Source organism: Rhodococcus sp. NPDC127593 (assembly GCF_042671975.1).
Taxonomy (GTDB): domain Bacteria; phylum Actinomycetota; class Actinomycetes; order Mycobacteriales; family Mycobacteriaceae; genus Rhodococcus_F.
Genome location: NZ_JBHXWI010000090.1, coordinates 19387 through 30546 on the forward strand (window position 1 = coordinate 19387; position 11160 = coordinate 30546).

The 11160-nt window shown below is 64.2% G+C and carries 8 protein-coding genes and 1 pseudogene; 2 read left to right on the forward strand and 7 right to left on the reverse strand.

Annotated features, from left to right (window positions below):
* Window positions 1-76 precede the first annotated feature (76 nt).
* The 4 genes and pseudogenes from ACFVJ3_RS44850 to ACFVJ3_RS44865 all read right to left on the reverse strand — a co-directional run bounded on the left by ACFVJ3_RS44850 (window position 77) and on the right by ACFVJ3_RS44865 (window position 2600).
* Entirely contained in the window at window positions 77-814 is a 738-nt protein-coding gene (locus tag ACFVJ3_RS44850; protein WP_378458210.1) for a hypothetical protein, read from the reverse strand.
* Between the two features lie 214 nt (window positions 815-1028).
* Window positions 1029-1526, reverse strand: a pseudogene (locus tag ACFVJ3_RS44855) (N-formylglutamate amidohydrolase).
* Window positions 1527-1873: 347 nt separating this feature from the next.
* Window positions 1874-2176 (reverse strand): hypothetical protein, encoded by a 303-nt coding sequence (locus ACFVJ3_RS44860; RefSeq protein WP_378458211.1) that lies wholly within the window; start codon window positions 2174-2176, stop codon window positions 1874-1876.
* Between the two features lie 103 nt (window positions 2177-2279).
* Window positions 2280-2600, reverse strand: a complete 321-nt coding sequence (locus tag ACFVJ3_RS44865) for a hypothetical protein (RefSeq protein ID WP_378458212.1) — start codon at window positions 2598-2600, stop codon at window positions 2280-2282.
* A gap of 797 nt (window positions 2601-3397) precedes the next feature.
* Here ACFVJ3_RS44865 and ACFVJ3_RS44870 point away from each other — a divergent pair.
* Window positions 3398-6922, forward strand: a complete 3525-nt coding sequence (locus tag ACFVJ3_RS44870; RefSeq protein ID WP_378458213.1) for a protein kinase — start codon at window positions 3398-3400, stop codon at window positions 6920-6922.
* 168 nt (window positions 6923-7090) lie between these two features.
* Here the strand turns inward: ACFVJ3_RS44870 and ACFVJ3_RS44875 are convergent, their stop codons facing one another.
* The 3 genes from ACFVJ3_RS44875 to ACFVJ3_RS44885 all read right to left on the reverse strand — a co-directional run bounded on the left by ACFVJ3_RS44875 (window position 7091) and on the right by ACFVJ3_RS44885 (window position 9245).
* Window positions 7091-8140, reverse strand: a complete 1050-nt coding sequence (locus ACFVJ3_RS44875; protein WP_378458214.1) for a hypothetical protein — start codon at window positions 8138-8140, stop codon at window positions 7091-7093.
* A gap of 338 nt (window positions 8141-8478) precedes the next feature.
* Window positions 8479-8643, reverse strand: coding sequence for a hypothetical protein (locus ACFVJ3_RS44880; RefSeq protein WP_317761588.1), 165 nt, complete (start codon window positions 8641-8643; stop codon window positions 8479-8481).
* Window positions 8644-8777: 134 nt separating this feature from the next.
* On the reverse strand, window positions 8778-9245 hold the full coding sequence (locus ACFVJ3_RS44885) for a cytochrome P450 (protein WP_378458215.1): 468 nt from the start codon (window positions 9243-9245) through the stop codon (window positions 8778-8780).
* 313 nt (window positions 9246-9558) lie between these two features.
* Here ACFVJ3_RS44885 and ACFVJ3_RS44890 point away from each other — a divergent pair, with 313 nt between their 5' ends.
* Window positions 9559-10857 carry a PucR family transcriptional regulator gene (locus tag ACFVJ3_RS44890; RefSeq protein ID WP_378458216.1) on the forward strand — a complete coding sequence of 433 codons (1299 nt, stop codon included), beginning with the start codon at window positions 9559-9561 and terminating at the stop codon, window positions 10855-10857.
* Window positions 10858-11160: the final 303 nt, after the last annotated feature.

Sequence of the window (11160 nt, forward strand, 5' to 3'; positions counted from 1 at the left end):
GTGATCGGGGAGGTCGTGTAGGGAATCGAGCAGTGTCCTGCGTGCTTGGACGAGGAGGTATCGCCGCCAGTCTGATTCATGTGCTGCATCGTCCTCTCCATCGAGCCGGAAGTGCCGCATGAGCGGCTGACCGCAGGATCGCCCCTCGACGCTGCGTGGTATTTGCGCGCAGGTAGGCGCACATGAGGTCGACGGCTACTTCTGCTTCAAAGGTGCGGGTGGGGTCGTATTCAAGCCAGTCGTCAGCTACTGCTGCCAAGGCATACACGCCACCGATCCTCTTGGCGAAAGTCGCGTCCGCGTCTCCGAGTTGGTCGGCCGCGGCCGAGTATCGTTCGTGCAACGCGCGTTCCACCTCCCGTGAGTGCGTCTGGACTCGGTTTGCGCCCGTCTCCACCGCATTCAGGACCGCCGCAATGAACGCCAAACTCGCTGCGATCACGGCACACACTCCCGCACCGAGTACTGCCTGGGATTGTTGGATTCCTTCGTCCCATTTTGAACGGACAAAGATCGAACCTGCCACTACAGTCACAACTAGAAGTAGGGCAACCAATCCGATACCGGCCCGGGCTAGCCGAACTGTTGTCATCGGTGACGGTTTGAGCTTCTTGCCGAGCCACCCGAAGCGGCGGGAAAGTGCCCCAATCACCGCGCCCAGAAGCGAGCTGCCCACGACAATTCCGAGAGGTATGGCAGCGATGCTCCACCCACCGAGATCGTAGGGCGGATCGTCGGCGGACAAGAGCATGAGGAAGGTGGCAGCGGCCAGGAGCCCGTAGAGCGCCCCGGTACCAGTAAGCAGAAGGATCACAGGAAAATGATGTCACCTGGGTTGGACCGACCCAGCGAAACGCTCCGACACCGAGGTCGGGAGATCAACCAATCTAGAGGTCGACTATGACCTCGAGCGAGCCTCATCACGGAGTGGATCGATAGTTTCAAGCAAAGGCACTGCGACATACCGGAGGGTCGATAACGAACAGTTTATCTATTGCAGAGGCTGTCTCGGTGCCATCCTGCCCGGGTCAGGCCGACGTGGGAATGGCGATCTGCTCTCTGCCGTCGATGGCCGATAGTAGGTAATGCGGGCAGGTGACCACCTGCCGTGGCACGGGAATCGGCTGCCGGTCGGTGTCGAGGTAGAGGCGGTATGCGAGCTGCCCGCTCCGATGGCCGCCGGTGTCCGGGTCGACGGCGCCGAGGAAGTACCCGTGCGTTGCGTCGACGGTCGAGAAGATCGCGCGCGCCCAGTCGGCGGGCTCGGCGGGCGGCAGATACCGTGGCTGGCCCGTGTCAGCGTCGAGGTGTGCACGATGACCGTGACGGTGAACCCGGCTGACGCAAGGAACCACTCCTCGGCTGCGACCTCAAACGGTGCGATGGAGGTGTGGATATGCAGCTCGGTGTCCGTTCCGGCGGGCCGGCGCCGTGATGGGGTGCGGATCCGTCGAGATGTCACCGGGGGCCAAGTTTGGCAGCGCCTTTTCGGCGTCGGCGCGGATGCTGCCGGGACCAGCGGACATGGGGCAAGGGTACGGGTCGCCGATACGCGGCCCGCGGGGTGACTGCGATTCCTCCGACCGACGATCGATCCGGCAGAATGGGGTTTTGACCTGCAGTGACGACAGGTCCCCTAACGGAAGGACTGGGCCGGTGAATGTGGGTGACCGCGTCAAGGTGCAGACCGACGCCACCTCGGAGTTCGTCATCGTGAGCATCGACGGCGAGGACGCGGTGATCGAGTCGGTGCGCGACGACGTCCCCGGCCGGTCCCCTTCCATGCCCGCCTCGAGCGGTTGGTTCCGGTCGAGTCCTAACCAGGACGAGAAATGTCATCTGAACTGCGGAGATGACACGTCCCCTCGTGGGGCTAGCGTCCGCTCGTCGCGGCGATCGCGTCGGTGATCTGCCCGCGCTGCTCGGCCGTCAGGTCGCGGACCCGGGCGTCGTCGGCGATGCCGAGCATGACCATGACCCCGGCCGGCCCGATCCCGGATCCGCTCATGTAGGTGGTGAGGACGTCGGTGACGAGTAGGTTGGCGGCGATCCGGTCGCGTCGGCGGTACAGCAGCGACGTCAGCGGTATGGATCCGGACAGTAGGTCGTCGGTTCTCCTCTGCCGCAGGGCGTTCAGACTGACGATCTTCTGGTCGTCAGGTTCGGGGGTCGGCATTGGGGTTCCTCTCGTTGGCAGGCGGCATCGGCGGATCAGGCGCAGCGGGGTGGTGTGTTCGCGTCGGCCTGACGTGTTCGGCCCGGCGTTCCCGCGCGCCGTATCAGCTGCCTGGACGCCGAGGGAGGCGGGCGGCGAAGACCGCGACGGCGCCGGCGACGGTGATCTCGACCTCCTCGAACGCGGCGGCCAGGGCCGTGTGCAGACCGTCGAGGTCGTCGCTGCGGTTGTGGAACAGCTTGATCGGCCCGTTGTAGAGGCTGTTCAGGGCGCGGCTGAGAGGGGTGTGGTGCGCACCGGTGTCGAGGATGGTCGAGCCGAAGAACACCCCGTCGTCGGCCATGACCTGGGCGATGTGCCCGAACGCGCGGCCCTTCTGCTCCCAGGTACCGGGCACGCAGTGCAGCACGAAGTTCGCGGCCACGGAGTCGAATACACCGATGTCCGCGGGTAGTGGGGCGAGGATGCTGGCGGTGTGCGCGGCCGCGGTCGGCGAGGCGGGTGGTGGTCATCTGCAGGGTGTTCGGGTTGAGGTCGAGCAGCTCGATCGTCGGGTTCGGGGTCGGGTAGGTGGCGTGCTGGAGGTACCAGCCGGTTCCGGGGCCGATGTCGAGGTGCCGGCCACCGAGGTGGGAGTTGTAGTGTGCGAGCAGGCGTTCGCTGGGGCAGCGCCAGGCGAGGGTGTTGCTCCACCTCAGCACGACGGTGTCGTACACCGACAGCAGCGCCCGACTGTATGGGGCGGCGCCGGCCTTCTCCGACTGTGTGACCGCACTTGCAGACATGCGTGTTCCCCCTCGTTGTTCGCGTGATGGCGTTCCCCCGCCATCCCCGATCGTAAACGGCGCCGACTTCAGGGACTCGGTCGATTTGTCTGCCGCGGTGTGCCCGCGCGGTTTGCGGGTGTCGGAGCGCAGATCGTCGTCGGCCGCGTCGTCGTTACCCGCCATTCGAGCTGCCGCAGGCCCGGCAGTGGATCGTCGACAGGGGCGTGCGCCGACAGCCCGAAAGGCGCTGTTGCCTAGTGTTATTCGCGCAATACACGAGCTGTGCGCAGAAGTAGGTCGCCGGATGTAACGCGGCCGCCACCGCGCGAGTAGGCTGAATAGTCGAGTTGCTGCGCTGACGGCGGGCTGGTGGGCAGTCGGAGCAGATTGTTGGAAGTCGGCGGAATTGTTATGAACCGAGGTCGTACCCATCCACCGAGGAGGTGTGTCATCGATGACGGACCACGATAGGTCCGGGCCGCTGGGTGGCGTCAGCTCGGAGATCAAAGCGGAACTCGAATCCGAGGGGTTCAGGGAGGTCGACGAGATCGGCCATGGCGGCTTCGGCGTGGTCTATCGATGCAGGGAGCCTTCGCTCGAGCGGACCGTGGCGGTCAAGGTGCTGAGTTCGGGTCTAAATCGAGAGGGCGACGCCCGATTCCTGCGGGAGCAGCGCGCGATGGGTCAATTGTCGGGACATCCAAATATCGTCAATGTGCTGCGCATCGGCACAACTTCGACGGGACGCCCGTTTATTGTGATGCAGTATCATCAGCGGGGCTCTCTTGATGCGGCGGTGCGTCGGCGGGGCCAGATGGCCTGGGGCACGGCGGTCCGCATCGGCGTGAAGTTGGCGGGGGCGTTGGAGACTGCGCACCGGGCGGGCATCCTGCACCGGGACGTCAAACCGGGCAATGTCCTGCTGACCGACTACGAGGAGCCGCAGCTGTCGGACTTCGGTATTGCGCGCATTGCGGGCGGATTCGAGACCGACGCCGGCACCATCACCGGGTCTCCCGCCTTCACCGCCCCCGAGGTTCTCTCGGGTGATCCGCCGACTGTTGCGTCCGACGTCTATGGACTCGGTTCCACTCTGTTTTGCCTGATTACCGGGCATGCTGCTTTCGAGCGGCGTTCCGGCGAGCAGATCATCGCCCAGTTTCTGCGCATCACCTCCGAGTCGGCGCCGAGCTTGCCTGCCGAGGGTTTGCCCAGCGACGTCCGCGCGGCGGTGGAGAGCGCAATGGCGCGGGATCCGGACCGGCGTCCGAGCAACGCGGCGGAGTTCGGCTATCAACTCCGCGAGATCGAACGCGCGCACGGTCTCGCCGTCGACGAGATGGCGCTCACGGCTGGCGAGGAGGACGCAGGTTCCGCGCCGATCCGATCCGAGCCGACCGGGACCGTGGGTTACGTCCCGACGGGCGTTCATCAGCGCCCGGGTGACGACGACGCGGAGCCACAGCTGCGACCGCCCTGTGCAGTGACAAAGTATCGTCCCCCGACGCCGTCGCGTGCTCTGGTCGTGCGGACCCGGCTCGCCGATCGCCTGAAGGATGCGGGTCGGCGGCGATTGATGCTGATACATGCGCCCGCGGGTTTCGGGAAGAGCACTCTGGCTGCGCAGTGGCGCGAGACCCTGATTGATAACGGTGTTGCGGTGGCATGGCTGAGTATCGATGCCGACGACAACAACGTGGTCTGGTTCCTCGCTCATCTGGTGGAAGCCATTCGACACGTCAGAACCGACCTCGCCTCCGACTTGGGGCAGATCCTCGAGGATCGCGGTAACCAGGCCGAACGGTACGTGCTGACGACGTTGATCAACGAGATCCATGACCGTGGAGAACTGTTGACCGTCGTGATCGACGATTGGCATCGGGTGAGTGACCCGGAAACTGTTGCTGCGATGGAGTTTCTGCTCGAGCACGGCTGCCATCACTTGCAAGTGATGGTGACCAGCCGTACCCAGTCCGGGTTACCGTTGAGCAGGATGCGGGTGCGGGACGAGTTGGTCGAGATCGATTCCACCGCGCTGCGCTTCGATGTCGCCGAATCGGGTCGATTTCTGGTCGATCTGGGCGGTCTGTCGCTGGGACAGCAGGCGATCGCCGACCTGTGTAGTTCCACGGAGGGATGGGTCGCGGCCCTGCAACTGGCCTCACTGTCACTGCAGGGGCGGGAGGATCCGGCCGAGTTCATCGGTCACCTCTCGGGCCGGCACCGAGGCATCGCGGAGTATCTCGTCGAGAATGTGCTCGGAACACTCGAACCCGACGTCCTCGACTTCATGCTGGCGACGTCGGTGACCGAACGACTGTGCGGCGACCTGGCCGCCGAACTCGCGCGGGTCGAAAACGGGCAGGCGTTCCTCGAGCAGATCGAGGAGCGGGACCTGTTCTTGCGCGCTCTCGACGACGAACGTGTGTGGTTCCGGTACCACCACCTCTTCGCCGATTTCCTTCGGCGCCGGCTCGAACGAGACCATCCCGATCGGGTCGCTGCACTGCATCGCACGGCGTCGCGCTGGTTCGCCGACCATGATCTTCTCAGCGAGGCGGTCGACCAGTCCCTCGCGGCCGGCGACGAAGAGCGGGCCGCCGACCTCGTCGATGGGATGGCGTTGATCGAGCGTTCGCAAATTGCCTCGGTATTGGGGCTGATCGACAAACTGCCTGCAACGCTGGTGGCCGGGCGGCCCCATCTGCTGATCGCGGCGGCCTGGGCGCACGTGCTGTTGCACCACGATCGCGTGGCCATTGATCAGACACTCGATGCGCTGAACGTCAGCCTTGCCGCCCTGCCGGAAGAGGAGGGGGCGACCGCGGATCTTCGGGTCGAGGCGGCGCTGGTGAAGGGACTTGCAGACCTGTTCGGCGACCGCATCGACGGATTACTCGATTTGGTGTCGGACTGTGTGACGCGGGAGAAGACCCTGCGACCGGTCGCGCTGGCGGCGGCGGCGAATGTGGCCTCTTACGAAGCAATTCACCGATTCGAGTTCGACGCGGCGCAGCGGTGGCAGGAGTGGGCCGAGCCCTTCCACGCGCGCACCACGGGTCCGTTCAGTGTGGTGTACGGGTACTGCTTATCCGGTATCGCGGCCCTCGAGATGCTCCGCATCGACGAGGCTGAGCGATACTTCCGCCGTGCGTACGAGCTGGCGCGGCGCTCGGGCGGCCTGCGGTCGTATTCGACCCGGCTCGCGAGTGCGATGCTCGGCGACCTGCTGTACGAGCAGGGATATATCGACGAGGCCGAGCGGCTGCTCGATGAGAGCCACCAACTCGGATCCGAAGGCGGCGTGGTTGATTTCATGCTCGTCACGTACGGCACTGGGTCCCGGATCAAGGCCATCCGCGGTGACCGCGAGGCGGCGAGCCGACGTCTGGACGAAGGCGCCGAAATCGCCGCGGAACTGTCGCTGCCACGACTGACTGCTCGCATCGAGAACGAGCGCGGACGGTGGGGTCTGCGGGCCACCGCACGCCCACCCACCCGGAGAAAGGCCGTTGCGGCGGCAGCCGCATCCTCCGCGGTCAACGGCATCGTCGAAATGACCGCCGAACTCGACGAAGACACCGCGATTCGCACACTGCTCACCGAGACGACCCCGCGCAGTGCGATCGAGGCACTCGAACGGTCGTCCGCACTGGCAATCAGGGTGCAATCGCACCGGCGTCCTCGCGCCGCGCTCCGTGTGGGACTGCTCGAGGTGACCGCACGCCTCGCGGTGTACGGCGAGGAAGACGCTGCACCGGCATTGGTCCCCCTCGCGGCGAAATGTGCGCAGCTCGGCTTGATCCGCCCCCTCTGCGACGAGGGCGCGACGCTGACACAGCTGGTGGCTTCGCTTCGAGAACGGCTGCTGCACAACCAGTGGCCCAGCGAGTGGCCGACGATCGATGAGCCGTTCCTATCGGCGGTCCTGGCCGCGGCCGAGCAGACCGATCCGCCGTCATCCAGTCCATCGAAGTGAATCGGGGCTCCGGGGGAACGCATGGGACGTGCCGTGCCCCGACGGAATACGGCACGTCCCAGTGATCGGCTGCCGGGACCGTAGGGGTGAGCGGCCGCGGTCCCGGCATCAGTGACTGCTGAGCTCACCAGCGATCGATGGGTGTCCTCGGCCCCGTGCTGGGATGGGTCAGACGGTTTCGAGGGTTTGCTCCCGGGCGGAGACGCCTGCAGTCCGTGGCTGTCCGCCGGCAATCCCGATACCGCCGAGCAGGATCAACGCGACACCGGGGACGATGAACCACCATGTCAAGGTGGTGGCAGCCTGGCTCGCGGTGGGGATGCTCGCCGCCAGATGGAAGTTGCCGACGTTGGCCTTCATGCCAGCAACGAGTGCCTCGAACCGGGGGAGGATGGTGTTGAGCTGCGCCATGCCGGTCGCGACGTCGGGGAAGTTCTGCCCCATGAAGTCTTGGAACTGCCCTGGATCCATCTTCAGAGCGCCGGCCAGCGCGGGCACGGTCTGGGTTTGGAGTTGGTCGGACATCGTCGCGATCACAGTCATGTCCGACCGCACGGCCGTCACACCCTGGTCGGTGAACACCGGGCCGAAGGCGGCAGTGAGATCGTCGACGGCCTTGGCCTTGGTGGGAACGGACAACACCAGCGGGGCGATGACGAACACGAGTCCCACGACAACGCCGGCCACCAGTGCTGCCCGAGACAGACCCGGTCGGCCGCCCCGGCGGCCGCGAAGCAGGGCACCGACGGCGAGGAGGAACAGAACAGCGCCGGGGATCAGGAACAAGAACGGCACCACGGTACTGGGGAGGAAGTTCGTGGGAATCTGATCGGCGTTGCGGAAGTTCGGCGCCAGCGTTTCCAGGCCGGTCACCAGGGCCTCGAATTTCGGCAGGATCGTGTCGAGCTGGTCGATGCCGCTGGCGACGTCCGGGAAATTCTGGCCCATGTAGTCCTGGAACTGGTCCGGGCTCATGGCGAGCGCATTCGGCAGGGCGGGCAGGGTTTGCGACTGCAGCTGATCCGACATCGTCTGCACCGTGTCCATGTCGGCCCGGGTCTGGGCCAACGCGTGAGGCTCGAAGCTGGCGCGCAGGTCGCCGGTGAGGTGTTCCACGCCTTGGACCTTGGTCATCATTCCGGTGACGAGCGGGAAGAGAAACAGTACGGCACCGATGGCGGCGACGACGCCGAGCACGACGGTTCTTCTCAATGGCATTGCTTTGCTCCTTTGATCATTCTTCGGCGCAGACCGCTCGCACGGCCCGAAAACGTCCGGTAGGTAAGTGGTAGATCAACTCCAGTCACGTTGCCGTGAAGCCGAATACGTCAACTTAGCGATTTGTGGCACAACCGATTCAGGCAAAACAAAAGCCTCACAGCCGATGAGTCGGTGGAGATGGGTGGGGTGGCAGCCGTGGTCACCGCCGGCGACGGGATGTTCCGTCGATGGCCATGGTGGTCGACACTTCGAGTCGTTATCAGACGTTGACGCCGACAGCAGGGAATGTGCGCACGTTGCAATGACGAGATGCGGCCTCAATGCAACGATCGGCATCAGGGTGATGCGTCGTATTCTGTGACGCACATGCGGGCCCATCGCGCCTCCGCGCGAGCGAGTGCAACCACGCGCACGAAGTGCTGCGCGGTGAGTGCCAATCCGTGGGGACGAAGAAGGCTGAGCACCGCGATGAAGGCGTGAAACAGAGTCAGGGTTGGCATGTCTATGGGTTCCTACGTTGCTTGTCCCGGATCCCCGCACTGGCCGGGAGATGCCTCGGACAGTGAGATGGCTGATGGCCGCCGCCGAGCACCGTGAGGTCGTCGCGGCGCGACGAGCAGAACGTGAAGTTCCGTCACTTCTGGGGGATACCTGCGGACGCGACAGCTGCAGGCGAGTTCGTAGAGGCGGTCCGCGTACGCTCGTTTGGATGTCTGCGCTTTCGACATACACATGAGATCTTGAGCGGCACGGACTCCAAGCCGCGGATGATGTTGTTCGGGTGCAGGTGGGGCTCACCATTCAGTTCGATCCGGTCGACACGCTTGGCCAACTCCTTGAACAGCGAGTTCACCTCGAGGCCGGAGAGGTTCTTGCCCACGCAGGAGTGCGGGCCGTAGCCGAAGGCAAGGTGGTCGGTCGGGTTTCGGCGAACGTCGAATACGTGCGCGTTCGGGTAGTGCCGCTCATCTCTGTTCGCCGAGGCGTAGCTGTGCAGCATCCTCGATCCGGCCGGAATGGTGATCTCGCCGATCTGAACCTCACAGCTGGTTACTCTTGTGAACCACTGAGCGGTCGATTCCATCCGGGCGCATTCGAACACTGCACTCGGAACGAGTGACGGATCGTCACGGACGATCGCCCATTGGTCAGGGTGCCGCGCGAACAGGAGCAGTAGATTGCCGATCAGGCTGGCCGTGGTGTCCAGGCCGGCTAGGGCCGTAACGCCGATGATCCCCAGCGCTTGCTCGTCGGTAAGGTTGCCCTCGTCGGCGGCCGCCCAGGCCTGCGCGGCGAGGCTGCCCGGCCTGACTTGGTCGCGACCGAGGCTGGATGCGACGAAGTTGATGAGCCGTGACGAAGTTGATGAGCCGTATAGCCCCGATCAGGGTGGTTGGTGAGATGATGTCGCTGTCATGAAGTTTACTGCTGGAAGTCAGCCCGAGGGACCTGCGGACGTTGACGCCCGCATCACGGAGGTCGCCCGGGCACTCTTCACGCACCTCGCGGAGATCTCAGACTCATTTCACAAGGAAGTCGAAAATTCGATCCCAGAGCTCGTGGCGGAGCCGGCGCTCGTAGAGTTACTGGGGTCGACCCTCCAGGGCAACATCGAGCTCTTCCTGGAGTACGTCAAGGGAACCGTCGCGTTGGAGGAGATCGTTCTTCCCGCCGCCTCGATGGTGCATGCACGTCGAGTTGCTCAGCGAGAGATATCGTCCGTCGCGCTTCTTCGGGCTTATAGAATTGCCCAGCGCCGCGTGGCCAGCCATGCGTTGCAGGAGATCTCGTGGACTGAAACTGATCCCGCCGTCGCCTACGCTGCAGCGCAACGATTCCACGAGATGACGTTCGCCTACATCGACTACCTTTCTGAACAGGTGGTAGCTGAGTACGAAGCCGAACGAGAACGCTGGGTCACCAATCGCAATACGGTTCGGACCGCGATGCTCGCTTCGATTTTGGCCGGTGACGCACCAGAAATCGGCGTTGCGGAACCCGCGCTCGGCTATCGGCTCCAGCACGGACACGTGGGCGCGGTTCTTTGGGACTCTGTTTCTCCCGAGTCTGCGGACTCTCTGCAGCGGCTCGAGCGAGCCTTGGTGGCAATTGCGGGAACGGTGTCCAAGCACGCTCGTCCGCTGTTTGTTCCGAGCGATCAATCACAGGCGTGGGGCTGGATCGCGACCGGCTCTCACGGCACGGACATCGATGACACGGCGATTGAGTCGGTCCTGGCCGGTGACCGCGACTTTCGGACCATCAGGGTTGCTTTCGGACGCACTGGTACGGGGATCGATGGCTTCCGAACGACCCACCTCGAAGCGATTCGAGCGTTTGGTGTTGCGTCTGCTGACGACGCCGCCGGGCGCAAGGTCACCTCGTTCGCGCAAGCGGGCGTCCGCGTTGCTTCACTGCTATCGGATGACATTGTGGGAGCCAAAGCTCTGGTGCCGGATGCTCTCGGTGAACTGGCCGCTGACGGTGAATATGCCGAACGATTGCGCGAGACTCTGTCGGTGTTCTTCGAGGAGTCCATGGGCTACAGCGCTGTCGCCACACGACTTCATATGCACCGAAATACCGTGAGGTACCGGATCGACAAGGCCACCGAAGCGCGCGGTCGCCCTCTGGACGTTGACGCTGTCGAGCTGCAGTTGGCGCTTCTGCTGTGCCGTTGGTTAGGACGATCCGTTCTTCGCGTGGACGGGTAGCCGGGTATCCGCCACTGACGTCGCCGGCGTCGCCGTCATCGCCGTCGTCGTCGGTTTCGGTGTTGTCGGTGTCGGTGTCGTGCTGTTCGGCGCATGATTTCGGCGAATTGCACAATGCGGCGGTCAAGCATTGGCACCGGCGTCCAGTGACCGACGCTGCGTGACTTGGAACACTGACTTGGGACACGAGTGACTTGGAACACTCAGCGACTTGGAACACGACGGTCAGGTCCTCAAGGAGGAAAGCTCAATGGCACGCACGGACGCCGACTCGGCTGAAAATGTTTTCGATTATGTGGTGGT

What these genes read in the sequence shown, in the direction of transcription:
- ACFVJ3_RS44860 (WP_378458211.1), bottom strand. Translation starts at nt 2,176, where the DNA reads ATGCCGACCCCCGAACCTGACGACCAGAAGATCGTCAGTCTGAACGCC.
- ACFVJ3_RS44870 (WP_378458213.1), top strand. Translation starts at nt 3,398, where the DNA reads ATGACGGACCACGATAGGTCCGGGCCGCTGGGTGGCGTCAGCTCGGAG.
- ACFVJ3_RS44875 (WP_378458214.1), bottom strand. Translation starts at nt 8,140, where the DNA reads ATGCCATTGAGAAGAACCGTCGTGCTCGGCGTCGTCGCCGCCATCGGT.
- ACFVJ3_RS44880 (WP_317761588.1), bottom strand. Translation starts at nt 8,643, where the DNA reads ATGCCAACCCTGACTCTGTTTCACGCCTTCATCGCGGTGCTCAGCCTT.
- ACFVJ3_RS44890 (WP_378458216.1), top strand. Translation starts at nt 9,559, where the DNA reads ATGAAGTTTACTGCTGGAAGTCAGCCCGAGGGACCTGCGGACGTTGAC.